The organism is Psychrosphaera sp. F3M07, assembly GCF_018860345.1.
In the GTDB taxonomy this organism is placed as follows: domain Bacteria; phylum Pseudomonadota; class Gammaproteobacteria; order Enterobacterales; family Alteromonadaceae; genus Psychrosphaera; species Psychrosphaera aquimarina.
In genome coordinates this window covers 515944-542162 of sequence record NZ_JAHKPJ010000021.1, presented here as the reverse complement: position 1 = coordinate 542162, position 26219 = coordinate 515944, and the positions used below count along the sequence as shown (strand labels likewise).

Genomic DNA, 26219 nt, shown 5'->3' with positions numbered 1-26219 from the left:
GCAAAAGCAAAAGCAAAAACTGGAATAGGATTAGATGATACGGTTACTTAGAAGCTGGAGTTGGTTTTGGTTTGGCTAATGGTACTTGGGCAAGTGACTGTTTTGAAGTAACTGGTGATCCATTGAGTTTTTTATATATTACCTAATGAAGTGTGTGATATATCAGACTGAGTGAGATTTGGAGTTCCTGTTCATATATCAGGGGCTTTTGGTAAATATTTAGGTATAGGAATTACAGCAAAATCATTTATTCGACAAGGCGGTGTTGATATTGGCATTATGTTTACAATGTCACTGGGTGACTTTACCAATTAACGTTTAGTTTATTTGTTGAACTGAAATTGAACATTAAAAATTCTGATAAACGGACAGCAAAATTTGTTTATCAGAATGAATATATAGTTTGACTAAATCTAACCTGACTTAATATTAGCTATTAGCTATTAGCTATTAGCTATTAGCTATTAGCTAATATTAATCTATCTTCAACATCGACTTAGCTACAGCCTCTGCCACTTTGATGCCGTCTATCCCCGCTGATAATATCCCACCTGCATATCCAGCGCCTTCGCCGGCAGGGAATAAACCTTTGGTGTTTATGCTTTGGAAATCTTTATTACGTTTAATACTGATAGGTGATGATGTTCTGGTTTCTACACCTGTTAATAATCCGTCCTCAGAAGCAAAACCTTGGATTTTTTTATTAAACGCTGGGATTGCTTCACGTATGGCGTCTACGGCAAAGTCAGGTAATGCTTTGCTTAAGTCTGTGAGAGTAATGCCCGGTGTGAATGATGGTTTAACATCACCTAATTCTGAATCTGGTTTACCTTTTAAGAAATCACCTATAGTTTGCGCTGGAGCGTTGTAATCTCTGCCACCTAGTTCAAATGCTAAGCTCTCTAATTCTCTTTGCAAGTCTATGCCGGCAAGAGGGTGGTTTGGGTAATCTCGCTCTGGGTCTATACCTACAACAATAGCGCTGTTGGCGTTACGTTCATTTCTTGAGTATTGGCTCATGCCATTGGTGACTACGCGGTTTTCTTCAGACGTTGCCGCAACCACAGTGCCGCCCGGACACATACAAAAACTGTAAACAGAACGGCCATTTTTACAATGATGAACTAGCTTGTAATCCGCAGCGCCTAAAATTTCGTTACCAGCGTTATCACCAAAACGGGCTTGGTCAATTGCGGATTGTTTATGTTCAATTCTAAAACCAATAGAGAAAGGTTTTGCTTCAACATAAATGCCTTTGTCGTAGATCATTTGGAACGTATCACGGGCGCTGTGTCCAACCGCTAATACAAGATGATTTGTATTGAGTATTTCACCTGTGTTTAAAGTAACGCCAGTGATCTGTTCGTCAGTAATATGAATGTCGTCTACGCGAGTACCAAAACGAATCTCACCGCCAAGTTCGATGATCTCAGCACGCATTTTTTCAACCATGCTGACTAATTTATAAGTACCAATGTGCGGTTTACTGACAAATAATATCTCATCTGGCGCGCCAGCTTTAACAAATTCAGTCATGACTTTGCGGCCATAATGATTTGGATCTTTAACTTGGCTGTATAACTTTCCGTCTGAAAATGTGCCTGCGCCGCCTTCACCAAATTGCACGTTAGATTCTGTGTTAAGTTTACGTTGACGCCAAAAACCAAAAGTATCTTTGGTTCTTTGTCTTACTTCGTTGCCGCGTTCAATGATAATCGGTTTAAAACCCATTTGCGCTAAAGTAAGACCCGCCATGAGTCCACAAGGACCAAAACCTATAACAATTGGGCGTTCAGTTAAATCTGTTGGTGCGTGGACAACGTATTTATAACTGGTATCTGGTGTTGGTTTAACATGTTGATCGGTTTCAAACTGACTAAGTAACTGCGTGGTTAATTCAGGGTCATTTAGTGTCACGTCTAAGGTATAAATTAATTGGATATTTCTTTTATTACGAGCATCGTAACCACGTTTAAACACAACAAATGATCCCATTTGCTCAGCAGAAATTTTTAGTTTTGTCGTTATTGCAGTACTTAGTGCTTCTGGTTCATGATTTAACGGCAATTTAATTTCAGTTAAACGTATCATTGGTTACCCATATAACTAGTGTAGAAAATAGTCGCGCATTTTACTGGTACTGGTAAAAATAAGCGAATAATTATTTATCCAATTGATAACAACTTTTATAGATCGCAATTTTATCAGGTTATGGCCTTGTTCATGTTAGTCGTGATTTTCTATTGTAGTTTGAAAACGATTCAGTATGATCCGCAATCTTGAGAATTAAAGACTCATTGGTTTTGTGACATTAGGGGAGTTTTATGGCATTTATCGTTGGTGATAATTGTATTAAATGTAAATACACAGACTGTGTTGCAGTTTGTCCTGTAGACGCATTTTTTGAAGGTCCAAATTTTTTAGCTATTGATCCTGTGATTTGTATTGATTGCAGCTTATGTGAGCCTGAATGTCCTGCCAATGCTATCTTTCAAGAAGACGCAGTACCTGAAGATCAAATTGAGTTTATAGAATTAAACGCAGAACTCGCACAAAACTGGCCTGTGATCACGGAAGTAAAGCCGGCGCCCGCCGATGCAGATAAATGGAATGGAGTGCCTAATAAACTGGCATTGTTACAACGTTAATAATTTATTTACCAAGCCATAAACCAGACTATTAAATAATTATTGAGCCCTAAACATATTATCCAAGATAATGCCCGTTGCCATTGCCACATTTAACGACTCAGCTTGACCAAAATTAGGAATGGTAATTGGTGCGTTTACGTATTGTCCTGCAGTTTCGCGTATACCATGAGACTCGCTACCCATCATTAAAATAGCATCGTGTTTAAAACTCACTTTATGTACGTTTTCACCCCCTAAATAGGCACCATAAATCACACGACTATCGTTATTTAAATATTCAGGTAAATCGGTTAAGTACACATTCACGCGGGCAAAAGAACCCATAGTGGAACTGATGGTCTTAGGATTAAAAGGGTCAGCACAATCGTTACTGCAAACAATATGGGTAATGCCATACCAGTCAGCTACACGAATAATAGTGCCTAAATTACCAGGGTCTGAAACCCCATCTAGTGCCAGCGTTAGGCCTTTGTTTGGCGGCATTGTTAATTGTGGTGTACCTACAATGGCGATAACACTATTGTTAGACACCAATGTACTCACTTTAGTTAATGACTCAATATCTGATTCAATAACGTCTAGATTCGTAAGCATGGCTGAATTGGTTTGAATAAACTCAGTAGTAGCAAAAAGCTGTTTTATAGTTAAATCCGATTTTAACAACTCAATTACATTTTTTTCACCTTGCACTAAAAACTCACCCAGGGCTTTTCGCTGCTTTTTTTGGCCTAATGCCCTTATGTGTTTGAGTTGATTTTTAGAGATCATGAAAGCCTAAATAATAAATATGAGATGAAAAGTAATAAAACAGACAACATTCTAACATCAAGTAAGTAGATTGATAAATTGATGAATCACTTTAGACTGAAAAATTAAGTATTAAAAAAGCCGCTAACTAGCGGCTTATAAACAATATATTTACGGCTTATTATCGTAACCAGGCATAACTCATTTTTAAGAATACACTTCGACTATCTTTGGTTATATCTTCAAGAGCATCATCTTGATAACCGCCGTCAGAATAACCAACAAAAAATAACGTTTGAGGGTTGACCTTATAAGAGTATAACAACTGTGTTGATAAGCTTTTATAGGTGGCGTTGTAGTCATCAGGGTTATTATATAAATCTAAATTTCGACTGATGTCCGCATACACAATTGATAAACGTAAGAAACTACGAATAGAAAACTGATAACTAAGACGATAATCAGTTAATTTTGCGACTAACAAATTAGAACCACCCTTTGAAAGGGTACGGTAGTTAAAGGTTAAGTTAGATTGGGTTCTAGTATTGATATTCCAATTAAAACCCGGTTCCATAGAGAATGAATCAACAAGTTGATTGTTGGCGTAATCTATTCTTTTACCTGTTTCAAAATAATTACCAAACCAGATATCGGCTGTCGCTTGAAACTCACCCCAGAAGGTGAACATTTTTTCATCAAAAACATACGTATTATCTTTTAGTGATAAAACAGACGTATCTATTCTACTTGACGTATTTTCTCGTATTACTATGCCAGGACGGACATAAGATTGTTTCGGGCCGTTGACACTGAAATAAATTTCAAACTCTTCTTCAATTTTATCGCCATCTTGGTTAGTACTTATATCCCAATCACCATTAACTTGAATTCGGCTCCACCAATCGTCTGTGTTGCCATGCCAATTATATCCACCGCCAACAATGTTTTTGATGTAATCGGTATTATTAAAAAACGCTAAGTCGGCTCTAAAATCTTTGCCTATATCTTGACGAGTAAGTCGAACAAACCAATCTTTGTTTTCGTGTCGGTAATCGATTTCATATGACGTATCACTGTTATTTAAGGTTTCAGCTCTTAGGGCTTGTTCGTCACCGTAATCACCAGTCTTCATATCATCAATGATATAGCTGTCTATGTCAGTCGTAGAATTCATTATTTGAACATTGAAGGTGTCGCTGTCTGTTAATTTATATTTACCATCAATACTGGTGATAATGTTGCTGTAACTGTCTGAATTACGTACCGTGGATGTCGCTCCTATTGAGGTTTCTTTGTCGACGGCATAACGATACCTGAACGCACCATTTGTACTTTCTTCATCCAACTCATACAAATTAGAACCTAAGTTACCTGGCAAGATAAAAGTGGTGGATTTATCGTTAGCAATAAAACCCGCAAAGGAGTGTTGGTCTACTTTGCCTGCTAACTTCGCACCAAAATCAGGGTTGTTGATATTTCTGGTGTAGATAAGATCAACAGGAGTAGAGAAAGCGTCTTCGTTAGCCAAAAAGAATGAGCGTTTTTCTGGTGTAAATAGAGCGAAGGTATTATTGACATTTAATTGGCCTGAATCGGCTTCAACTTGGGAGAAATCTGGATTAAACGTCGCATTTAATGTGGTATCCGGTGTTATTCCCCACTTTATGTCTAAACCTACATCTGTATTTGTTTCAGTATCCCAATCATTGGTTTCTGATAAGTCACGATACTCAGAACTACCGCTGACAAAGGTGGGCACGAATGATAAGTTCTTACCTTGTTTGGCACCTTTAAAGCCATGAAGAGTCGGCATTTGGCAAATAAAACATGAGTTATCATGATCTATTTCCATATGAGAAATCCTCAGTTGAGTATCTCTAGGGTAGAACCGAACAAATTCCATTCCCCATTGTTGAATATCTAATTGATCATTAAAGTTTAACGTTCTTAATGGAATGGCCACTTCAACAATATAACCAAATTTAGTGATCCGTCCGGCAGAGTCCCAAATAACATCCCAAGAAGAAGATTCGCTTTTGGTGAGTTCGTTCTCTAAAACGTCTGATTGTGTTCCAAGAGGGTTAATAAAAAACTGGTAGGCTAGGGCATGATCGTTATAGGTATCTATCTTTATTGCAACTCGGTCGTCCCCCCAGTTTTTGTCTCGGTCAGTTAAACGAGCTCTAATTTCGTGTGGTTTAGGATCAAATGCTTTAAAAGCAACATAAAGGGTATCGCCATTTTCGATAACATAGGCTTCTGTTTTTACCGGAGCCCGAGTATTTTCGTATGGCCAAGTTACATTATTCAACTCAATTTTTAATGCTTTTTGCCAAATGGCTTCATCGATATGCGCATCAACCTTAATTTTTTTATCGGTTTTGGGCACTTGCAAATTGGAAAGGTGGGTGGTGTTTGTAGTGATAATTTCGGAAGAAATAGCCATAAAAGGCAAGGTTAAAAGCGAAAACAAAATAGATTTAATACGAATTTTCATAATTATCTTAAATAGTTAATTCTAATAGGAAAAATTAGGTCAAGCTAATACCCAAAAAGTTGTTCGCATTATAATTAGTCAAATAAATTTTATTGGGAAAATAAGATAGATTGCTTTGATAAAGAGATAAGTGAATTTATTTAATGCTTAAATTTACCTGCCAAATTTGCACCGCAGTTCACTCCGCTCATGATTTTATTTATATCGTTATTTTTACTGAAGTTTTTAGAAAAAGATAAATAAGACGGAATTTTTTCATTAGAAAAAGAAACAAATGTAAATTGATCGGCTAATTGTGACTGTTGAGCCGTGTATTTAATAATGTGGTAATCGCCAACCAGATAGTCAATTCGGCCTTGTTCTAACATAGCTAAACCGCTGGCAATATCTTTGACTAAAAATAGATCTACATTGCCAAGGTTTACTTCATATTTTAAATTTTCAGTTAATGTAGTGGAGCGAACTTTCGCGATAATTTTTTTATTCGCTACAGCCTGTTTGAAACTAACAAAAGAGGACGTTTTTCTCTGCACTAATACATCATCTAGAAAATAAACCAATGGTTCGGTTGGGTATGAAAGGTATTCAGCTCGTTGTTCTGTATACATGGTTGGCATTAATGCATTGATACGATTGTTTTTAACTTCTTCTAGGGCCCTTGCCCAAGGTAAGACTAAAACTTTGTATGAGTAATCTGTGTTTACATTACTTTTTAGACAGTCAACAAATAAACCCGTAGGTTTGTGTTCGTTGTCTAGGTAAACAAAAGGGAATATTTCAGGTGCCGCAACAGTGATTTCTGTAGATTGGGTTTGACTAGAAAATGGAATGAAAACAAAAAGAAATAAATATCTAAGCACTAAGTAAACTCTGAATTGAAATGGGAATAAAAGTTGTATAACGGAAAGGTAACTTTTTAACAGCCAGATAACAACTTTTAACTGAAGTTTAATTAATCTAAATGGGGTGAAATTGTAAACTTCATTGAGGTTTAATAAGGGCATATGCATCATTTAAGATGCCTGTGCCCCAATAGTTTACTTAAACATTGAATTAACTTATTGAAATTAATATAAATGCTAAAACTGCACCAGCTAAACTGTATTTAACACCTGTTTTAAATGTTTTACTTTTTGGAATAAACATCCAAAAAGACGATATGGCAAAAAATAGTAAAGCGCTGCCAAAAAATATATTCAACCAATATGCTGGAGAGTCAGTGGTCGCCTTATGTAAATGTGTCATCTTATCTAGAACCACAGGCAATTCATATCGAGTGTAAGAAACAAAACCAGACTCTTTATTGTATGAACCATTTTTGAAATTGATTGACTGTTTATCTTCAGACTCAGCGTTAAAACGTCTGAACTTTAACGCCTTACCTAATTCGGTTTGACTCAGACCTGGCGATAATTGAGATTCAATTGTTTGAGCAAGTTTAAAGGTATTTGTATCCCGATAAATTAGTACAATTCCACTAAGCGCATACACGGTCATTATACCCGCTAAAAAAAAGCCTAAATAACGGTGTAAAATACGCATGGTAATTGGTTTCATTTATATCGTTTCCTTTAAAGGTTTTAGAGTGTTTTATCTGATATGACTGATTAATATCAGTATTGTTGGGCACAGTAATAAATATTGATTTGATATTCAACAAACTTGTTTTTCCTTTTACATAGCAATTCCATTTGAGTCGCGTTAGTTTGCCATATTAGATTGTATGCCATCTTTATTAGTTAAAACGAAATCCACAAATGCATTTACCGCGACCTTGTTGGTATTATGTCTATATTGTCGTTGTAATGGAATTTGGATAGTTACGTTATCTAAAGCCATAAAGTGGCAACCATCACTGTATAATTTACTAACAAACAAGTGATCAATTAGAGGTGTTAAGGTATTAGCACTGTATTAATTGACTGTCTTTGTTGGGGTTAGCATATTAATTATTTTACTAAATGTGATGTTCAATTCATTCGCAAAAAATAACAATGAAATTCACAATTTTTTTACAAATCAAAATAACGAGAACTCAATGACGCATTCAATAAAATTAACCACAGGTAACACTTTTCCAACCACAGAAGCAACGCTTTTAGATGGCTCGTTTATTAACCTAGGTCAAGCACACAGTGGTGCTGATTGGCAGATGATCATTGTATACAGAGGTAAACATTGTCCTTTGTGTGTACGTTATTTAAACCTATTAGAACAATATAAAACGGCATTAATGGATATAGGTGTGAGTGTTTCTGCCGTGTCAGCCGACTCAAAACAACAACTTGAAGATACAATGGAAAAGTTAACAATCACCTATCCAATTGCTTATGGTTTAACAGAGCAACAAATGAAGCAATTAGGTTTATATATTTCAGCGCCGCGCTCTGAACAAGAAACGGATCATAACTTTGCAGAACCAGGGCTGTTTATTATTAACGAAGTAGGGGAGTTACAAGCTGTAAATATTTCTAATACTCCATTTTTACGACCTGAACTAGACGTTGTGGTTCGAGGGATCTCTTTTGTTCGTAATCAAAGTGATTATCCAATCCGAGGCACAGTTGCCTATTAAATTTTTTAAGTTTGACTAAGACCTAACCTGCAATCTAGGTTAGGTTTTGGCTAAGGTCGATTCACGTTTGACTAATCTTGGTATGTATTTGTGAGGAACTGTATGTAGATCATGGTCTGTACCATTTCTAAACTCTAATGCTAAAGTTGCTGCTTGCGCGGCCATCTCTTCGATAGGGTAGTGTAACGTTGTTAATTTGGGACGAGAGTAGCGTGATAGTAATACATCATCAAATCCAATCACTGACACATCTATCGGAACTCTATAACCGTTATCTTCTAAGGTAGAAATGACACCTATCGCCATAGCGTCGTTGTAAACAAAAATAGCACTAAAAGGTAACCCTTTAGCCAGTAAGGCTTGTGTTGCAATCTCGCCCCCTTGTTGATTGGGCTCTGAGGTAACGATTAATTCTGAGTTTATCTGATGGTTAGCGTGTTCTAGCTCATCGGCAAAACCTTGTAATCGAAGTTGGGGATCGTCAATGACATATTTACTGTTGATACATGCAATATGTTGGTGTTTAAGTGAGATAAGGTGCCTTGCTGCAATTCGTCCACCTTCATAATTATCTAACCACACACAGCGGTGTTTGATGGACTCTATATATCTATCAATTAATATCAGACCAGGTATACGTTGTGCCAGTTCAATCAATTCTTGATCACTGAGCTTTTTGGAGTGCACAACAAAAGCATCACATCTGCGTTCTAATAATAAGTTTATGGCTTCACGTTCAGACTCTTCGCTCATTTGGCCAGTACTTAATAATAGTTGCATGTTAAATTTTCTAGCTATGGTGTCTACGCCATTAGCTAAAGATGCAAAAAATGGATCAGTTAAGTCGGGGATCACTACACCAATAGTTGTATTTTTCTGAGTGACTAACGCTCGGGCGTTTGCATTAGGGGTATAACCTAACTCTTGCATTATAGAGAGGACTTTTTCTCTAGTCTTCGCCCCAACTTTAGGGCCATTGTTTACCACTCTTGAAACAGTAGCTATAGATACATTGGCTATACGGGCAACGTCTTTAATTGTAGACATGGGGGTAAACGTTTTCCAGTGTGATTTTATTTTCTTATGATAACCCTACACCATTAAATAAAGCAAAAGTTCTTTACTCAATAAAATTAAAAATATGTTTGTAAAAATAAATGTAAACGTTTACCCTTTATTTGATCGCTTTAAAATTAATATAAATTGGAATGGTAATGACAACTGAATTTGACCCAACAGAACACCCTCATCGTCGTTATAACCCGCTGATTAATGAGTGGGTATTAGTATCACCTCATAGAGCCAAACGTCCTTGGCAAGGACAAGTTGAAACTTTAGATGAAGACGTTAAGCCGCCATACGACGACACATGTTTTTTATGTGCAGGTAATACTCGTATCAATGGTGAAGTTAACGACGATTATAAAAACACCTTTGTATTTCCAAATGATTTTGCCGCGATGAAAACGGATACACCAAAAATATCAACGAACGATCCACTATTTAAAATGCATACAGAGCAGGGGGAAAGTCGAGTTATTTGTTTTTCACCTGATCACAGTAAAACCTTACCGCAATTGTCTGTACAAGAGATCACTGAAGTAGTTAAAACATGGCAGCAGCAATGTGAAGAGCTAGGGAAAGTGTATTCTTGGGTACAAGTGTTTGAAAACAAAGGTGCGGTAATGGGCTGTTCTAATCCACACCCACATGGACAAATATGGTCACAACAACATTTACCAACCTTAGTTGAGAAAAAACAAAACGCACAATCAAACTATTTTGCCGAATATGGCAGTAACTTATTACAAGATTATGCTGAACGAGAAGTGGTTCAGCAAGAACGAGTGGTGGTTGAAAATGAAGATTGGGTAGTGGTTGTTCCATATTGGGCAAGTTGGCCGTTTGAAACCTTATTATTACCAAAATTTGCTATCGCCCGTATGGTTGATTTGACGGAGAATCAGCAAGTCACCCTAGCCGACATTCTTAAGCAAATTACCATTAGGTATGACAATTTATTTAACTGTTCATTTCCTTATTCAATGGGATGGCATGGTGCTCCATATGATGGAAAACGCCATCAAGAATGGACATTACATGCTAGTTTTTTCCCACCATTGTTACGTTCAGCAACGGTTAGGAAATTTATGGTGGGTTACGAAATGATGGCAGAAGCCCAACGTGATTTAACCGCAGAACAAGCCGCAACAAGATTGAAAGAAGTGTCTTCGGTGCACTATAAGGAAAACAAATAATGAACAGACAAAATATCATTCAAACACAGTTTTTGGGACAATTTGACTACGTTGCTGATGTTACTTGTCATGGTCCTGGTCGGGTTAATCTTATAGGTGACCATACCGATTATAATGACGGTTTTGTTTTACCTGCGGCAATTAACTTTGGTACTGATATCGCGGCAAGTAACCGTGATGATCGAATTGTTCGTGTAACCGCAATAGACTTAAATGAAGAATCAATTGAGTTCAGCTTAGACAGCATTGAGTTTAATAAAGATCAAATGTGGGTTAATTATATTGGTGGAACGCTTTTAGCGTTAATGGAAGAGTTTCCTAACATTAAAGGTGCTGACTTAGTGGTATCTGGTAATGTACCTCAAGGAGCTGGGTTAAGTTCATCCGCTAGTTTTGAGATTGCAATTTTAAAAACATTTGCCAAGTTAAATAACTTACCGCTTGATGGTGTTAAGGCCGCTTTAATGGGGCAAAAGGCAGAGAATCAATTTGTCGGTTGTAATTGCGGCATTATGGATCAGCTTATTTCTGCCATGGGCAAAGAAGACAACGCCATGTTATTAGACTGTCGTAGTTTGACTTTTCAACACGCGCCAATCCCTAAAGGGGTGTCGGTTGTGATAATTAACTCCAATGTTAAACGTGGATTAGTAGACAGTGAATACAATACACGTCGTGAGCAATGTGAAGCGGTGGCAAAACATTTTGGTAAAGTTGCATTACGCGATGTGACTTTGGCGGAGCTAGAGTCTGCCAAGTCAGAAATAGACTCAGTATTATACAAACGAGCTCGTCATGTTGTGACCGAAAATACGCGCACCGAACAGGCATTAATCGCATTACGTGAAAACGACTTGCAACTTATGGGTGAATTAATGCTGTCGTCACATGCGTCATTAAGAGAAGACTTTGAAGTAACAACAAAAGAGATGGACTACCTAGTGGACATTATTGCTTCTGTTATTGGCAATCAAGGTGGCGTTCGTATGACGGGTGGTGGTTTTGGTGGTTGTGTTGTGGCGTTAGTGCCTGACGGGTTAGTGGACGGTATTAAGTCTGTTATCACTAAGAACTATCAACAACAAACCGGTTTAGAAGCTGACTTATATGTATGTGTTGCCAAAAGTGGTGCATTTTCAGCGTAAAGATTTATAGCAAATAAAATCATTAACTTTTGCCGTTGAATAGTTGAAGTAAAGATTGGAAGCAAATTATGAATGTATTAGTTACTGGTGGCGCGGGTTATATAGGCTCACACACAGTTTTATGCCTACTCAATAGTGGTTATGACGTGGTTGTTTATGACAACCTATGCAATTCAAGTTACGAAGCGATAAAACGCGTAGAAAAGCTAACGGCTAAAACGGTTAAGTTTGTTGAAGGCGATATAAGAGAGCGTTTAGCACTTACTGAGTTATTTAAAACCAATAACATAGATGCGGTTATCCATTTTGCCGCATTAAAAGCGGTGGGGGAATCGGCTCAAATTCCTTTGGACTATTATCAGAATAATGTGCATGGTTCATTAACCTTACTTGAAGTGATGGCTGAGTTTGACGTGCACAATTTTATCTTTTCGTCGTCCGCTACGGTTTATGGTGAGCACAATCCATCACCATATTTAGAAACCATGCCGTTAGGTAGGCCAACCAGTCCATACGGTACGACCAAAGTCATGGTCGAAAATATCATGGATGATGTGAGTAAGAGTAATGAAAAATTCAGAGGAATATCGTTACGTTATTTTAATCCAATTGGTGCTCATGAGAGTGGGCAAATTGGTGAAGATCCAAAAGGTATTCCAAATAATTTATTGCCTTTTGTGGCTCAAGTCGCGGTTGGTAAACGAGCGAAGTTAAGTATTTTTGGTGATGATTACCCAACAACAGATGGTAGTTGCGAACGAGACTATTTACACGTAATGGATTTAGCAGAAGGGCATGTGGCTGCGTTAACTTGGTTACAAGATTCAGCACAATTTCGTGGCGTTGAAGCGTTTAACTTAGGCACAGGTACAGGGACTTCTGTATTTAAGATCATTAATGCGTTTGAAGTCGCAACAAACAAAAACATTCCATTTGAAATATCACCAAGACGAGACGGTGACTTACCGGCTTTTTGGGCTAATGCAGATAAAGCAAAAACGGCGTTAAATTGGCAAGCTAAACGTAGCCTTGAAGATATGATGACGGACACATGGCGCTGGCAGTCAGCTAATCCAAATGGTTATAACAACTAATGGATGAATTGAAACTTATTACCCTAACCAATAACAAAGGAATGAATGTTGAGGTGATTAACTTTGGCGCTCGGCTTTCCTCTGTTATGTTTCCCACCGCACATGGATTACAAGCTATGACGGTGGCCTATGATGATGTTAAACATCAATTAACCGATCCGTATTATATAGGGGCAACCTGTGGTCCGGTTTGTAATCGAATAAGCCAAGCACAGTTTGTACTTAACGGACATACATATTCGTTAGACAAAAATGACGGTGACAATACGTTACACAGCGGGCTCAATAATATCTCTGTACAATATTGGGATGTGGATTCAAAAACGCTAACGTCAAACTACGTTAAATTAACACTGAACCATGATGATTTGGCTGGTGGATTTCCAGGTAAAGTAACACTTGTTGCCGAATACACATTAACTGATGATAACAAATTAGATATTATTTATAGCGCCACAACCGATAAACCAACCCCAATTAATTTAACCAATCATGCTTATTTCAACTTAGGTGAAAAGGATTGCTTAGATTTGAACTTTAACTTGGCATCGTCTGCGTTCCTTGAGCGTAGTAGCATAGGTATTCCGACTGGAAACGTGTTAGGTACAGATGTCATTGGGGTGAATTTACGTCAAGGTACGAGTGTGAATAATCTCGTTGCAGCGTCGGGTTATCAACAAATTAAGCAGGAACTTGGATTAGATACTTGTTTTGTATTAGACAATACAGGTTATGAACAAGCGAAAGCTGAATTATGGTCAGACAAAACAGGCGTTAAACTACAAGTTTTTACCAATCAACCAGCGGTGCAAGTGTATTCAGGTAAGTTTTTACAACAACCGTTTATACCATTTCAAGGTATCTGTTTTGAATGCCAAGGTTATGTAGATGCCCCTAATCAACCAACATTCCCTAGTATTATGTTGCAACCTAATAATACTTATCGTAATCACATCAGTTATCAATTTTCCAATATTTAATGAAATTGGTATAACTGGTGGTTTAAATCGAATAAAAGTGGATGTTTTTTTATAAAAAACATCCACTTTTAATTAAGACAAGAGGTTAAGATTTTTCTATTTGGTCAAAAAACGTAATAGTGGTGGCTATGTGTTTGTGCCAATAAGCCCATTCGTGTCCACCAGAATATCGATCAAATGTAAATTTGAGACCTAAGGTTGCCATTGCATTGGTTAACGCTAAGTTACTGGTAAATAGACTATCATCAGAACCGCAATCTAAACGTATTGGCGGTAACTGTTTTGCGTTTTTACCCAGCCAATATACTAAGTTAGATTCATGTTCAAATTCACATTGATAATCGGTAATTGGATTTTGGATAAATTGCTGTAAATCTTCTAAACTGGTCACTGCAGAGTGAGCCGATATACCTTGAAATAAACTAGGGTACTTAACACCTAAGCGCAGTGCGCCATAACCCCCCATAGATAAACCTGTGATATACAGGTTAGAGCGCTCAGAAGCTTCAGGAATGTTTTGTTTAACCGCCGTTAATACATCATCAAGGATCCATTGTTCATAATCACCATGAGTCGTCAGTGGTAAATAACCAGAGCCTTCCCACAAGCCGCCATCAGAGGGCATGACTAATATAAAGTCATTAACGCCTTGAGACTTGAGTTGCTCCAATACTTGATGCACGCCACCAAGTTCCATCCATACCCAATTAGAGCCATAGACACCATGGAGTAAAACTATGATAGGTACATCCGTTTTGCCATAACAATTATGGTAAACCGAGACATCTTGGCGTGAGTTTATGTGGCTACTGAATATCGTTAACTTAGTGGTATTCGGTTGTGCATAAATTGAATTGGAAATTTCGATACGTTGAATTGTCATCAAATTTACTCCGAGTCATCTAAAATGACAACGCCTTTGGCAATTCGTCCATTTAACATGTCGTCAAAACCTTCTGCTATGGTTTCCAATGTATATGTTTTAGTGACTAATTCGTCTAATTTCATTTGCCCATTATTATATAAGCTTAAAATTTTATTAAAGTCTCTTTGTGGATTACACATACCATATAAAGGGTTTATGTATTTTTTATCCCACTCAAATAATTCACAATCAAAATCTATTCGCTGTTCAATGCCAGATACTTGTACTGCAGTGCCTGCGTTTCTGACCAAAGTTAATGGGGCTGAACCTAAAGCCGGAATGGCGGTGCATTCAAAGGCATAATCAGCGCCACGACCATAGGTTAATTCACGAACAGCCTGTTTTACTCTAATGAAGTCAATATCATCAGACGTAGCAATAACACCATGAGTCGCACCATATTGTTTGGCTTGCTCTAGTCGTTCTGCATTAATATCAATGGCAATAATGGTGGTGGCACCAGATTGTTTAGCGGCTTGAATACAGTTTAAACCTACACCTCCACAACCAATAACCGCAACACTTGATCCCACTTGAACGTCCGCAGCATTAACCACAGATCCCCAGCCCGTCATCACCCCACAACCGACAATTGAAGCCGATGAATATGGGATGTCACTTGTTATTTTTACCACAGCTTGGGCTTTCACAACCGCGTATTCGCACATAGTGCCTAAATGGAAAGAGCGTTCAATGCCTTTATTGTTTAATGTAGAGCTATCAATATGGGCATGTCCTTCTAAGGCACAGCCACAAACAGGGGAGTGTTTTTCACAGATATGTAAATTGCCCTCACCACATTGAAAACACTCACCACAAGGGATTGCCCAGTTGAGGATCACTTTGTCACCAACCGCTAAATCTTTTACGTCGTCACCAACAGCGTCAACAACGCCAGCGCCTTCATGGCCGACAATAAATTCTTTATTCCAATTTTGAATTGAATCCCAGTCGGTATGGCAAATGCCAGAGGCTTTGATCTTCACTCTAACTTCGCCGTTACTTGGGTCGCCGACTTGTATTTGTTTAACCGTGAACTGACCTTGTCCATCGGAAATAAGTGCTTTTGCTGTGATCATATTAAGTTATCTACATTTATTTTTGTTAGTTATATTCAAGCAATAAAAAAAGCAAGTTTCTGTCAAATAAATATTGAAAAATATTAAATATATGTCACATACTAACTAGTCCACTGGACTTTCATGTAAAAAAATACCATTATCATGTTAAATATTGGTGTTGGAATAAAAATGAGCCAGGTCTATTGCGAACCTTTTTGTATTGAAAAAGGATATCAATTTGAAATTCATGCTGTGAGTTATAACAAAGATGATGCCTATTCTTGTTTCATGCACTTTCATGAGGTGCATGAGTTTATATTTTTTGATCAAATCGAAGGTCAATATTTCTATAGTCAAGGTCAGTCAGACTTAGAAGATAAAGATATTGTTTTTACGCCAGCCCTTGAAACTCATGATTTCGAATTAACTAATAATGCAAAATCTTGGTTTATCCTACAAATCTTGCCAGACATATTTAAACAAGAAGGGTTACAACAATACGCAACTTTTTTCCAGCAGGGCATGCACTTGAGGTTAGACCCTGAACAATTACAAAATATCCAACTGCAAGTTAAGTGGCTGCTTCAGAGTTATCAACAAGATCCGGTAAGCGTTAAAAGTATCACATTGTTAAAGTTGTTAATTATTTGGATTGCAGAGCATGCAAAGCCTGTGGTCGACACTAACGTATTACCGATTGCAGCCACCAGGGGCTACGATAAATTGCAACCTGTGATCAATAAATTTAGGTATGAAACCGTAGTTGAATTAACCTTAACAGATGCCGCGAAACTATGTCATTTATCGCCATCTTATTTCTCTCGTTTGTTTAAACAAGTATTCAGATACAGTTTTTCGGAGTATATGTTAAGACATAAACTGTACAGTGCTGCACGATTATTAAGCCGAAATAAACAATCAATAACCGATATAAGTTACGACTTATACTTCTCCAGTCCATCACATTTTATAGCTCAATTTAAACGCTTGTTTGGTACGACTCCATTGCAGTTTCAGAAACAAGTATTAAAACGGTTAGATTAATTATATACATGTAATGTACTAATTTTTTAAGAGTTGATTTATATGTGCTAATTAATAAGTGCTAAGAGTAAAATTAATTCTATTATTCACTGCATAATTAAGTTAACCTTTGTAAATTGTTAACAAAATAATAATTAAAACAGGGTTATCTCGATGGATAAATATACTAGAGCAGCTTTTATTTATGCTGCAATTGTCACTATAGGTGGATTTGTATTCGGCCTAGATGCGGCTGTCATTTCAGGAACCGTTAAATTTATAGCAATTGAATTTGCATTAGATGATATACAAATAGGCAATGTAGTGAGTGCACCAGCACTTGGTGTGTTAATCGCTTTAGTTGTCACAGGTGCTATTTGTGAACGTTTTGGCCGTAAAAAAACGTTAATATTGATAGCGTTACTTTACGTTGTTTCCGCAATTGGTTCTGCCTTTGCTCCTAGTTATTATTCTTTAGTTGCGGCTAGATTTCTTGGTGGATTAGCCTTTACTTCTCTGTCATTAGCGTCAATGTACATTGGTGAAATTGCACCTGCATCTCAGCGTGGCAAGCTAGTATCAATGAACCAAATTATGATCGTAATTGGTTTAACTGCAGCTTACTTTTCAAATTATGCATTGATACAAATACAAGATGTTGGTCCATTTCTGCAAAGCATAGGTTTTGTACAACAAGACATATGGCGTTGGATGTTAGGCATGGAAATTATACCTGCAATGTTATGGTGTAGCTTATTACTGTTTATTCCAGAAAGTCCTCGTTGGTTAATGAGCAAAGGCTTAGAGCCAGAAGCAAAACGTACGTTAGCTAAGTTAATGCCTGAGGATAAAATTGAAGCTGAAATAGGTTCTATCAAAGACAGCCTAGAAAAAGACAAACCAGCCGAAAGTGGATTTGTTAAACAGATGTTACAACTAACAGAAAAGAAATTCCGATTAGCCTTAATGGTTGGGGTAATCTTTGCATTTGTACAACCTTTAACTGGGGTAAATCCAATATTGTTTTACGCACCTATGGTGTTTGAACAAACAGGTATTGGCACAAATGCAGCGTACGAACAAAGTTTAATTATAGGTATTGTGAGCTTTATATTTACCGCATTAGCCATTAGTTTAGTTGATAAAATTGGCCGACGTCCTTTGGTCAATGGCGGGTTAATCGCATCAATTATTTGTTTGATGATGTGTGTATTTGCATTTAAACAAGCGACCTACGAAATTACTCAGCAAGACTTAGTTAAGTTAAGCCAGAATACAGAAATTAATGTTAGCCAACTACAACCGATTATTGATACAACTTTTTCTAGCGATACTGACTTTAAAGATGCTGTGAAGCCGTTAATAGGTGAAGATAATTTTAGATTATATGAAAGCCAACTAATTCAAACCTCGGTTAACATTAATGCCATGTTGGTATTAGTGGGCATTGTTGGTTTTATTGCCGCATTCCATATTTCCATCGGTCCTATCATGTGGGTGGTATTTTCTGAAATTGTACCCACTCAAATCCGTGGTGTGGCGATCCCTATGTTTGCGTTAATTTGCAGTACTATTTCTTATTTCATGCAGAAGTTTTTCCCATGGCAACTAAAACATATGGGGGCTGGCGATATATTCCTTTCCTATGCTGCTGCAGGGATCATTGGTTTTTACTTGCTTTATCGTTACTTACCAGAGACCAAAAATCGCTCAATTGAAGAAGTTGAAGCTATTTTGTTGGCAAAGTCTGAAGTGAAATAATAGATGTCTGAATTAAAACGAACACCACACGGCCAAATCGTAGGCCAAGGCGATTATAGATATAAAGTAAACGCCGAGTGGGGGCAATTAGATGCGAATAAATATCCAGTAGAAAACTGCCATGATTTTGCGATCGATAGTCAAGATCGTATTTTTATGGTCACAGATAACGTGCAAAACAACATATTAGTTTATGACCAAAACGGTAAACTATTAGATGCTTGGGGAACGGAATTTCCTGGCATACACGCCATCGAAATAGTTCAGCAAGATGGTGTTGAGTTTATTTATATTGTGGATAGCGGTTGGAAACTGAACCGTCAATGGGATGGAGTTTCAACGGAAGCTTGGGACTCACCATATAATAAAGTCATCGCACAAGCAGGCACAGTTTCCAAGTTAACCATGGATGGCCTAGTTGTATTTACATTAGGCCACCCGCAAACTATTGGGGTTTATCAGCCAGAAATGGCATTTAATCCAACAGATATATGTGTTGCGGATAATGGTGACATTTATATAACTGACGGTTATGGCTCTGATTATGTTTTGCAATACAATAAAAATGGTCAGTATATCCGGCATTGGGGCGGGCATGACAATAGCTCGGCACTGCATAATTTACAGAATGCTCATGGTATTGCGATTGATAATAGGGGAGCTGAACCTCAGTTAATCATCAGCTCCCGGGCAGAGCAATGCTTAAAAGTATTTTCTATGCACGGAGAATATTTATCAAGCATAGACACACCGGGAGCGTGGATCCACGGACCAGTATTTATGGGAGATCATTTTATATCGGCTGTGTGTTGGACCGACATAAACAACAAAAATGTTGATGATTCTGGCTTTCTTTGCATCTTTGACAAAAACAATAAGGTGGTCTCTACTTTAGGCGCAGCGCCTGCCTTCTATGAAGATAATAAACTACAACCTATGAGCTCAGATTGGCAGGTGTTTAGCCATGTTCATGGTGTCATTGCTGATAAAAACGGTGATTTATACGTAGGGCAGTGGCGGGCTAATAATAGTTACCCATATAAACTAGAACGGTTATAAAATTAACGGCTGAGTCATTACCTTTGTAATCACTCAGCCAATATTTTATAGGTTTATTTGATTTATTCTTTCCAATTTAAGATGGCATCGTCATCCACTTTATCTAGTGGTCTATAAACCAAAGAGTTTTCTTTAAACGGTTTTGCACTTTCTCCACAATAAGCAGGGATCATTACCCAACGTGGGTCTGCAGAACGGTTTTGATTGGACTTATGCAGCAAGTTACAGTGGAAAAATAAGGTATCCCCAGGTTCCAGTTCAACTTTAATTAGTTCATGATGTTTTAGTGCTTCGTTAACAAAAGTCATATCAGCCCCTTTTTGGTCACCCGTTTTATTATGGTTAATACGACCAATATGATGACTTCCTTTTAATACTTCTAAACAACCGTTTTCAACCGTCGCTTTATTTATTGCGATCATACAGCTGACAAGGCGAGGATAAAGGTGGTAATTATCATTTGCCCAATAGCCATAATCTTGATGCCATTCCCAAGCACCACCAACAAAAGGTTCTTTCATCATTATTTTACTGGAGGTATGGAATACAGGTTCACCGAGTATTTTTTCGACCGAATCAGCCAGCCTACGTCCTCTTGAGAACATAGAATAAAAGTCATCGCCTAAATCTTGCCACAAACACACTTTTGATACTGTGCCGGATGAATCTTTTTTATCCCAAGCTGTTTTATATAAATTGTCATCGTTAAATGCCTTTTCTTGTAATCGGGCAATTTCTGCTTCTGAATAGAAATTTTTGACGATGACATAACCATCTCTATGAAAGTCTTGTACTTGTTGGTCGGTTAAAATTAATTTACTCATTATCTCTCCTAAGTATTTGTATCTTTGTATTCATAGTCAGACTATGAATAATTCAATACTTTTAGGCAAAATTAATTTTTATATGAATGTCATATTTATATATGAATGATGTGGTGGTATAGTTTGGTTAACTCAACTTATTAAGTTAACCATAATGCAAACTAATAAATACGCAGTGCCTGCAGTAGATAAGTGCTTGGATGTATTAGAATATCTCGCAATGCAGCCTTTACCTAAAACCCAAGCTGAAATAGCGCTGGGGCTAAACCGCAGTGCAAATGAGATATATCGTGTATTGGTAGGATTAGAAATGCGAGGTTATCTAAGTCGAGAACAAGACTCAGGTCGTTACCGAGTGTCGTTAAAGTTATACAATTTATCTCGTAGTATTTCTCCGATAGATCAAATGCGTCAGAGCGCATTACCTCATATGGAAGATTTGGCGGTTAAACTAGGATTAAGTTGCCAATTATTCATGTTATATCAAAGCCAAACTATGGTAATCGTACAGGCCAATAGTCCCTCTCCAGTGTCATTGCATGTTACCGAAGGCACGTTATTCCCAACCGTAGAGTTATCCGCAGGTAGAGTTTTACTGGCCAACAGTAATGCTGAGGTACGCACTATGATATTACAACGTTCAAAAACTTATGTAAGCAAAACAGCGCTAGAGAAAAAAGCGTTTAATGGTTTGTTAGAAGGTATAAAGCAACAAGACTGTTACGCGGCAAACAGTGAATTAACTCCCGGTGTGTTTGATATGTCGGCGTTAATAGGTGAACCTGAAGGCAAGGTAGTGGCTGCGTTAACTGTGTCGTCTCTTAACCTTGAATTGAACTCGGATGTTAAAGCTTCAATTAAAGAGTCTTTGTTGCTGTGTGCTGAAAAAATAAAACGTCAGTTAGGTTGTTAACTAAAGGTTAACGTGATTGCTTATTGGATTATAGATAAAAGGATAGGGCTTTGCTTTTTATGGATTTAACATAAAGAACAAAGCTATTTTGTTAATTTATTACCAGCGTATCAGCTTTAAAATCAACGGTTAAATCTGCTAACTTTTGTTTATCGACTTTGCTCCGGTTTTTAATGAATTTAGTGCCAAGTACATAAGCTTTTGCATTGTTGACCGCATCAACAGCAAGTAATTCGTCATCTTTGAAATACCAGACCGAAAATTTGTGATTGTCTGACGGTTCTGTACGCTTAACAATCTTGTTATAACCTTGCGATAACCCCACCATTTGTAATTTTATGTCATATTGATCAGACCAAAACCACGGGATAGTATCGTATTGTGTATCTTTGCCACAAATATTGGCTGCCGCAACTTTGCCTTGATCAAGTGCATTTTGCACAGACTCTAAACGAATAAATCGAGCAAAATGAGGATTATAATGATAAGCACAATCGCCAATAGCGTAGATATTTTTTACATTAGTTTGAGCGCTTTCATTAACGTGTATACCGTTATCTTCGGTTAAACCAGCGTCAGCTGCTATTTCTGAATTTACTCTAATACCAACACCAACAACAATTACGTCAGCATCAAACTGTTCACCATCAGCGCAAATGACTTGATTATGACCATTATTGGTTTGTATGGATGCAACGTTTTTAGACGTTAATACATTTACCCCATTGTCCGCGTGTAATTGTTGGAAAAACGAGGACATTTCTGGTGCGGTTACCCGTGCTAATATACGCTCTTCACGTTCTAATACGGTAACTTGCGCGCCGAGCTTCTGCATTGATGCTGCCGTTTCAAGGCCGATATAACCACCCCCAATGATCACAACACGTTTATGTTCACTTTGTTTTAGTGCTGTTTTTATTTTGGTGACATCCGCTGCTGTACGCAGAGGATATAAATTAGATGCTGTTGTTAACCCTTCAATTGGTGGAATGAAAGGGCGGGCACCTGTGGCTATGACAAGCTGATCAAACTGTATGTTAGTACCATCGGCCATAATGACATGTTTATGTTCTGCATCGATTTTAGCGACTTTTGTACCTAACATTAACTTAATGTTTTCTTTAATGTAGGAATCAGCGGCTTTTAGCGCATTACTAGCAATGTCATTATCTGAGGTTAGATAAGCTTTAGATAAAGGCGGTCTGTGGTACGGCAGAGTAGGATCAATATCAATTAAGGTAATATTTCCAGCGTAACCTTGTTTTCGCAATGAAAAAGCAAAGTTAACTCCTGCATGGCTTGCACCTATGACAACACAGGTTTGATTTTGTGTATGTTCAAGCATAACTATCACTCACTATGACTAAATTATCGGTAATACAGTTGATTAGGTTGCCCTTAACCAACAGGTTTGTTATTCAGCCGCAACCGTGAGAGTTACCCCATCCAATTGTTCTGATATTTGGATTTGGCAGCACAAACGACTAAATTCATTAACATTGTCATCAAGCTCTAACATATCTTGCTCGATTTCATTTGCTGCTCCCACTTTGTCCATGTCTTCGGCGGCCACATGAACATGACAAGTAGCACAAGAGCAAACGCCACCACAATCGCCATCTATACCACTAATACCATTTTGTACTGCTAGTTCCATCACCGAACCTGAGTCAGCTTCAACGGTAATTTCAATTTTGTTACTATCAATAAAAGTAATTTTAGCCATGTTTCACTCTCCAATTAAATCTGTTGTTTTTTCACTGAGTATTAGTATTTACGAGCTGTGAATTTAACGTTAAGGCTGTCGTAACCTACCTTACGTTGAAACTCGCCCCAATCTTCAACATTGTCTTGTTGAGACTGAATCTCCATCGTTGATACTTTCTCAGCTAAGCTCGTAATAAGTATGTTCAACAACTGACGCGCATGTGTTGCCCCAAGACAGTTGTGTGTACCAAAACCAAAACCAACGTGTGGATTAACTTTTCGGTCAAGAACAACTTCATTCGGGTTTTCAAATACACGTTCGTCACGGTTAGCTGACGCCCAGCAAAGGGAAATGCGAGTGTCTGCTTTAACGGCATGTTCACATACTTGGGTATCTTCTGTTGCAACACGTCCCATGTGGGTAAGAGGAGAGAAGTAACGAATTAATTCTTCCACCGCTATGCTGCTCATATCTGGATTTTCAGCAAGTTGAGTTAATGACTCAGGGTGTTCAGAAAAATACGCAATTGAATTAGTCACTGCATTGATTATCGTGTCACGACCGCCGGCGAAGGTTAAGATCATCACGCCTTTAATTTCTTCTTTACTGAGCTTCTTTCCGTTCACTTCTGAATTTAGTAATAACGCATATAGGCTTTGATCTAGGTTGGCAGCAGTTTTATCAATTTGAGCATCAATATAATCATATAAAATGGCGGCTTTATCGCCGTCTAAATCAGTATCTTCACTACGAAATACATGTTTGCCCCAACCAATCCATAATTCAGATTCTTCATAAGGAATATTGAGCAAAACAGTTAAAGCGCGAGATTGCAGTTTTAGTGCAAATTCACCAACCACTTCAACACTATCTTGTTGCAATGAATGATCAATAATATCGTCAATAATACTTTTTAGTTGCGCTTGATAATCTGACTCTAACGGGCGTTTAAACCAAGGGTCGATTAAGTCTCTAAACCCTTTGTGTGCTGGAGGATCGACCTCAAATGGAATTTGACGAGTTTCTCGAATATTCACTTCTGACGGAATAACGATTCGACCTGGTTTAGCACCGGACTGAAATGTTTTCCAATTATGTGCACATTTACGGACATCTTTTAATCCCAGCACCATAGTGACTGGATCATTTTGATCTTCAACTTTGCCGATGCCTTTGGATTCCCTTGCCTGTTTGAATGAGTCAGGTAATACACTATTTTCCATTTTTATTCTCGTATGTTACTTTGTAGTTTGTTAACAATGTAGGTGTGTTTAATAATTATCATAATAAAGTACAAAAATTAAAAATATAGAATATTTTACGTGAATTATATCAAATATATGTCATTTTGGGGTTGGGTGAACCGCGTAATAAACGTATTAACAATAAGAAAGGACGAGTAATGAGATTAGAACAGCTAGATTATGGAGTATTCATTGTGTATGTCGCGGGGCTTTTATGTCTTGCAATGTGGGTATCTCGGACTGATCACACAGGTGAACGTAATACAGAGGACTACTTTTTAGCAGGGAAATCGTTGCCATGGTGGGCTATCGGTGCATCGCTTATTGCGGCGAATATATCTGCGGAGCAAATAATTGGCATGTCAGGCTCTGGTTATGCTTTAGGTTTGGCAATCGCGTCTTACGAGTGGATGGCTGCTATTACGTTAATTTTAGTAGGTAAATATTTATTACCTATATTCTTACGCAATAAAATTTATACCATGCCGCAATATTTACAGCAGCGTTTTGACGGGCGTGTAAAAACGACGTTAGCACTTTTTTGGTTAGCTGTGTTTATCTTTGTAAATTTAACTTCTGTCTTGTGGTTAGGTGGTTTAGCAATTCAAACTGTAGCCGGTATTGATTGGATGTTTGGTATGATATTTCTAGCCGTATTTTCCATTGCCTATTCTCTGTATGGTGGTTTAAAAGCCGTAGCTTATACCGACATTATACAGGTCGTGTTATTAGTGTTTGGCGGATTGTTTTTAAGTTATTTAGCGTTAGAGCAAATAGGAGAAGGAGCTGGGGTAATTGCCGGGTTCAGTCGTTTAACCGCAGAAATGCCAGGGCATTTTGATATGATTTTATCCTCTGACAACCCTAACTATATGAGTTTACCAGGACTGAGCGTATTAATCGGTGGTTTGTGGGTTATGAACATAGGATATTGGGGCTTTAACCAATATATAATTCAACGAGCTTTGGCTGCTAAGAATATAAAAGAAGCGCAAAAAGGTATCGCCTTTGCTGCTTATTTAAAATTGTTGATGCCAATCATAGTAGTATTGCCGGGTATTGCAGCGGTGATCCTTTACCCAGGATTAGACAAGCCAGATCAAGCTTATCCGTCATTAATGGCATTAATGCCTACTGGGATTAAAGGTTTAGTATTTGCAGCGCTAATAGCTGCGATTGTGTCCTCACTAGCATCAATGACCAATAGTATCTCAACTATTTTCACTATGGATATCTATAAATCATTGGTGAAAGAAAAATCTCAACGTCACTATGTACATGTCGGTCGTTTAACAACTTTGGTTTCGTTGGCAATTGCGCTTGTTATGGCTGAGCCTTTACTTGGCAAATTTGATCAAGCCTTCCAGTATATTCAGGAGTTCACTGGGCTGTTTTCACCAGGCATTACCGCAATATTTATTATGGGTATGTTCTATAAGGGTACAACGTCAAGAGGGGCGTTGGCTGCGGCAATTGGTTCAGCGTTATTCTCGGTTGCACTCAAATTTTTGTGGCCATCATTACCATTTATGGATCGCATAGGTTTGGTCTTTTTGATTTGTATAGTCTTGGCGTTTTTATTTTCAGACAAAAACAATACCAAAGATGTCGACACATCAGTGAATACAGATGATATCAATTTTGATACAGACAGAAGCTTTAACTTAGCGGCATTAGGTTGCACAATTATTTTGATCGTCCTGTATGTTACTTGGTGGTAACTAGCGATAATAATCTTCAATAAAAAAGCCCGC

The 26219-nt window shown here is 37.8% G+C and carries 24 protein-coding genes; 11 read left to right on the top strand and 13 right to left on the bottom strand.

Annotated elements, in window-relative coordinates; all coding sequences use genetic code 11:
- Positions 1 to 474: 474 nt before the first annotated feature.
- Positions 475 to 2091: an NAD(P)/FAD-dependent oxidoreductase gene (locus KO505_RS13000; protein WP_216055872.1), complete on the bottom strand. Its 1617-nt coding sequence runs from the start codon at positions 2089 to 2091 to the stop codon at positions 475 to 477.
- 233 nt (positions 2092 to 2324) lie between these two features.
- On the opposite strand from KO505_RS13000, the gene fdxA reads away from it, so the two are divergent.
- A complete protein-coding gene (gene fdxA / locus KO505_RS12995; RefSeq protein ID WP_216055871.1) occupies positions 2325 to 2648 on the top strand; it encodes a ferredoxin FdxA in 324 nt (107 codons plus the stop codon).
- A gap of 39 nt (positions 2649 to 2687) precedes the next feature.
- Here fdxA and KO505_RS12990 read toward each other — a convergent pair whose 3' ends face one another.
- The 5 genes from KO505_RS12990 to KO505_RS12970 all read right to left on the bottom strand — a co-directional run bounded on the left by KO505_RS12990 (position 2688) and on the right by KO505_RS12970 (position 7734).
- The gene (locus KO505_RS12990) at positions 2688 to 3419 is read right to left on the bottom strand and encodes an RNA methyltransferase (protein WP_216055870.1); all 732 of its coding nucleotides are present in this window, start codon (positions 3417 to 3419) and stop codon (positions 2688 to 2690) included.
- Positions 3420 to 3579: 160 nt separating this feature from the next.
- A complete protein-coding gene (locus KO505_RS12985) occupies positions 3580 to 5895 on the bottom strand; it encodes a carbohydrate binding family 9 domain-containing protein (RefSeq protein WP_216055869.1) in 2316 nt (771 codons plus the stop codon).
- 140 nt (positions 5896 to 6035) lie between these two features.
- Positions 6036 to 6908 (bottom strand): ABC transporter substrate-binding protein, encoded by an 873-nt coding sequence (locus tag KO505_RS12980; RefSeq protein WP_216055868.1) that lies wholly within the window; start codon positions 6906 to 6908, stop codon positions 6036 to 6038.
- A 40-nt stretch (positions 6909 to 6948) separates the two neighbouring features.
- Positions 6949 to 7452: a PepSY domain-containing protein gene (locus KO505_RS12975; RefSeq protein WP_216055867.1), complete on the bottom strand. Its 504-nt coding sequence runs from the start codon at positions 7450 to 7452 to the stop codon at positions 6949 to 6951.
- A gap of 144 nt (positions 7453 to 7596) precedes the next feature.
- On the bottom strand, positions 7597 to 7734 hold the full coding sequence (locus KO505_RS12970; protein WP_216055866.1) for a hypothetical protein: 138 nt from the start codon (positions 7732 to 7734) through the stop codon (positions 7597 to 7599).
- A gap of 199 nt (positions 7735 to 7933) precedes the next feature.
- Between KO505_RS12970 and KO505_RS12965 the strand changes: the two genes are divergently transcribed.
- Positions 7934 to 8470, top strand: a complete 537-nt coding sequence (locus KO505_RS12965) for a redoxin domain-containing protein (protein ID WP_216055865.1) — start codon at positions 7934 to 7936, stop codon at positions 8468 to 8470.
- 39 nt (positions 8471 to 8509) lie between these two features.
- Here KO505_RS12965 and KO505_RS12960 read toward each other — a convergent pair whose 3' ends face one another.
- On the bottom strand, positions 8510 to 9517 hold the full coding sequence (locus KO505_RS12960) for a LacI family DNA-binding transcriptional regulator (protein ID WP_216055864.1): 1008 nt from the start codon (positions 9515 to 9517) through the stop codon (positions 8510 to 8512).
- 167 nt (positions 9518 to 9684) lie between these two features.
- Here KO505_RS12960 and KO505_RS12955 point away from each other — a divergent pair, with 167 nt between their 5' ends.
- The 4 genes from KO505_RS12955 (at position 9685) to KO505_RS12940 (ending at position 13947) form a co-directional block, all read left to right on the top strand.
- Entirely contained in the window at positions 9685 to 10728 is a 1044-nt protein-coding gene (locus KO505_RS12955) for a UDP-glucose--hexose-1-phosphate uridylyltransferase (RefSeq protein WP_216055863.1), read from the top strand.
- Positions 10728 to 11873, top strand: coding sequence for a galactokinase (gene galK / locus KO505_RS12950; protein WP_216055862.1), 1146 nt, complete (start codon positions 10728 to 10730; stop codon positions 11871 to 11873). Before KO505_RS12955 ends, galK begins: the two co-directional genes overlap by 1 nt.
- Before the next feature lie 68 nt (positions 11874 to 11941).
- Entirely contained in the window at positions 11942 to 12967 is a 1026-nt protein-coding gene (gene galE / locus KO505_RS12945; protein WP_216055861.1) for a UDP-glucose 4-epimerase GalE, read from the top strand.
- Positions 12967 to 13947, top strand: coding sequence for an aldose epimerase family protein (locus KO505_RS12940; protein WP_216055860.1), 981 nt, complete (start codon positions 12967 to 12969; stop codon positions 13945 to 13947). Before galE ends, KO505_RS12940 begins: the two co-directional genes overlap by 1 nt.
- An 85-nt stretch (positions 13948 to 14032) precedes the next feature.
- Here KO505_RS12940 and KO505_RS12935 read toward each other — a convergent pair whose 3' ends face one another.
- Together KO505_RS12935 and KO505_RS12930 are read right to left on the bottom strand one after the other, a co-directional pair.
- Complete coding sequence (locus KO505_RS12935; RefSeq protein ID WP_216055859.1) at positions 14033 to 14830, bottom strand: alpha/beta hydrolase family protein; 798 nt, start codon at positions 14828 to 14830, stop codon at positions 14033 to 14035.
- Between the two features lie 5 nt (positions 14831 to 14835).
- Positions 14836 to 15951, bottom strand: coding sequence for a Zn-dependent alcohol dehydrogenase (locus tag KO505_RS12930; RefSeq protein ID WP_216055858.1), 1116 nt, complete (start codon positions 15949 to 15951; stop codon positions 14836 to 14838).
- 171 nt (positions 15952 to 16122) lie between these two features.
- Here KO505_RS12930 and KO505_RS12925 point away from each other — a divergent pair, with 171 nt between their 5' ends.
- From KO505_RS12925 to KO505_RS12915, 3 genes are all read left to right on the top strand, one after another.
- Complete coding sequence (locus KO505_RS12925) at positions 16123 to 16977, top strand: AraC family transcriptional regulator (RefSeq protein ID WP_252731784.1); 855 nt, start codon at positions 16123 to 16125, stop codon at positions 16975 to 16977.
- Between the two features lie 153 nt (positions 16978 to 17130).
- On the top strand, positions 17131 to 18717 hold the full coding sequence (locus KO505_RS12920; protein WP_216055857.1) for a sugar porter family MFS transporter: 1587 nt from the start codon (positions 17131 to 17133) through the stop codon (positions 18715 to 18717).
- 3 nt (positions 18718 to 18720) lie between these two features.
- Positions 18721 to 19776, top strand: a complete 1056-nt coding sequence (locus tag KO505_RS12915) for a 6-bladed beta-propeller (RefSeq protein ID WP_216055856.1) — start codon at positions 18721 to 18723, stop codon at positions 19774 to 19776.
- Positions 19777 to 19838: 62 nt separating this feature from the next.
- Here KO505_RS12915 and KO505_RS12910 read toward each other — a convergent pair whose 3' ends face one another.
- Complete coding sequence (locus tag KO505_RS12910) at positions 19839 to 20600, bottom strand: phytanoyl-CoA dioxygenase family protein (RefSeq protein ID WP_216055855.1); 762 nt, start codon at positions 20598 to 20600, stop codon at positions 19839 to 19841.
- A gap of 154 nt (positions 20601 to 20754) precedes the next feature.
- On the opposite strand from KO505_RS12910, the gene KO505_RS12905 reads away from it, so the two are divergent.
- Positions 20755 to 21513 carry an IclR family transcriptional regulator gene (locus KO505_RS12905; protein ID WP_216055854.1) on the top strand — a complete coding sequence of 253 codons (759 nt, stop codon included), beginning with the start codon at positions 20755 to 20757 and terminating at the stop codon, positions 21511 to 21513.
- Between the two features lie 91 nt (positions 21514 to 21604).
- On the opposite strand, the gene KO505_RS12900 is transcribed toward KO505_RS12905, so the two are convergent.
- The 3 genes from KO505_RS12900 to KO505_RS12890 all read right to left on the bottom strand — a co-directional run bounded on the left by KO505_RS12900 (position 21605) and on the right by KO505_RS12890 (position 24444).
- Entirely contained in the window at positions 21605 to 22858 is a 1254-nt protein-coding gene (locus KO505_RS12900) for an NAD(P)/FAD-dependent oxidoreductase (RefSeq protein WP_216055853.1), read from the bottom strand.
- Positions 22859 to 22927: 69 nt separating this feature from the next.
- Complete coding sequence (locus KO505_RS12895) at positions 22928 to 23239, bottom strand: 2Fe-2S iron-sulfur cluster-binding protein (RefSeq protein ID WP_216055852.1); 312 nt, start codon at positions 23237 to 23239, stop codon at positions 22928 to 22930.
- Positions 23240 to 23280: 41 nt separating this feature from the next.
- Positions 23281 to 24444, bottom strand: coding sequence for a cytochrome P450 (locus tag KO505_RS12890; RefSeq protein WP_216055851.1), 1164 nt, complete (start codon positions 24442 to 24444; stop codon positions 23281 to 23283).
- Between the two features lie 179 nt (positions 24445 to 24623).
- On the opposite strand from KO505_RS12890, the gene KO505_RS12885 reads away from it, so the two are divergent.
- Positions 24624 to 26186, top strand: a complete 1563-nt coding sequence (locus KO505_RS12885; RefSeq protein ID WP_216055850.1) for a sodium/sugar symporter — start codon at positions 24624 to 24626, stop codon at positions 26184 to 26186.
- The last annotated feature ends 33 nt before the right edge of the window (positions 26187 to 26219 follow it).

Coding starts and splice junctions, on each gene's coding strand:
- KO505_RS13000 (WP_216055872.1), bottom strand. CDS start 2,091: ATGATACGTTTAACTGAAATTAAATTGCCGTTAAATCATGAACCAGAA.
- fdxA (WP_216055871.1), top strand. CDS start 2,325: ATGGCATTTATCGTTGGTGATAATTGTATTAAATGTAAATACACAGAC.
- KO505_RS12990 (WP_216055870.1), bottom strand. CDS start 3,419: ATGATCTCTAAAAATCAACTCAAACACATAAGGGCATTAGGCCAAAAA.
- KO505_RS12985 (WP_216055869.1), bottom strand. CDS start 5,895: ATGAAAATTCGTATTAAATCTATTTTGTTTTCGCTTTTAACCTTGCCT.
- KO505_RS12980 (WP_216055868.1), bottom strand. CDS start 6,908: ATGATGCATATGCCCTTATTAAACCTCAATGAAGTTTACAATTTCACC.
- KO505_RS12975 (WP_216055867.1), bottom strand. CDS start 7,452: ATGAAACCAATTACCATGCGTATTTTACACCGTTATTTAGGCTTTTTT.
- KO505_RS12970 (WP_216055866.1), bottom strand. CDS start 7,734: ATGGCTTTAGATAACGTAACTATCCAAATTCCATTACAACGACAATAT.
- KO505_RS12965 (WP_216055865.1), top strand. CDS start 7,934: ATGACGCATTCAATAAAATTAACCACAGGTAACACTTTTCCAACCACA.
- KO505_RS12960 (WP_216055864.1), bottom strand. CDS start 9,517: ATGTCTACAATTAAAGACGTTGCCCGTATAGCCAATGTATCTATAGCT.
- KO505_RS12955 (WP_216055863.1), top strand. CDS start 9,685: ATGACAACTGAATTTGACCCAACAGAACACCCTCATCGTCGTTATAAC.
- galK (WP_216055862.1), top strand. CDS start 10,728: ATGAACAGACAAAATATCATTCAAACACAGTTTTTGGGACAATTTGAC.
- galE (WP_216055861.1), top strand. CDS start 11,942: ATGAATGTATTAGTTACTGGTGGCGCGGGTTATATAGGCTCACACACA.
- KO505_RS12940 (WP_216055860.1), top strand. CDS start 12,967: ATGGATGAATTGAAACTTATTACCCTAACCAATAACAAAGGAATGAAT.
- KO505_RS12935 (WP_216055859.1), bottom strand. CDS start 14,830: ATGACAATTCAACGTATCGAAATTTCCAATTCAATTTATGCACAACCG.
- KO505_RS12930 (WP_216055858.1), bottom strand. CDS start 15,951: ATGATCACAGCAAAAGCACTTATTTCCGATGGACAAGGTCAGTTCACG.
- KO505_RS12925 (WP_252731784.1), top strand. CDS start 16,123: ATGAGCCAGGTCTATTGCGAACCTTTTTGTATTGAAAAAGGATATCAA.
- KO505_RS12920 (WP_216055857.1), top strand. CDS start 17,131: ATGGATAAATATACTAGAGCAGCTTTTATTTATGCTGCAATTGTCACT.
- KO505_RS12915 (WP_216055856.1), top strand. CDS start 18,721: ATGTCTGAATTAAAACGAACACCACACGGCCAAATCGTAGGCCAAGGC.
- KO505_RS12910 (WP_216055855.1), bottom strand. CDS start 20,600: ATGAGTAAATTAATTTTAACCGACCAACAAGTACAAGACTTTCATAGA.
- KO505_RS12905 (WP_216055854.1), top strand. CDS start 20,755: ATGCAAACTAATAAATACGCAGTGCCTGCAGTAGATAAGTGCTTGGAT.
- KO505_RS12900 (WP_216055853.1), bottom strand. CDS start 22,858: ATGCTTGAACATACACAAAATCAAACCTGTGTTGTCATAGGTGCAAGC.
- KO505_RS12895 (WP_216055852.1), bottom strand. CDS start 23,239: ATGGCTAAAATTACTTTTATTGATAGTAACAAAATTGAAATTACCGTT.
- KO505_RS12890 (WP_216055851.1), bottom strand. CDS start 24,444: ATGGAAAATAGTGTATTACCTGACTCATTCAAACAGGCAAGGGAATCC.
- KO505_RS12885 (WP_216055850.1), top strand. CDS start 24,624: ATGAGATTAGAACAGCTAGATTATGGAGTATTCATTGTGTATGTCGCG.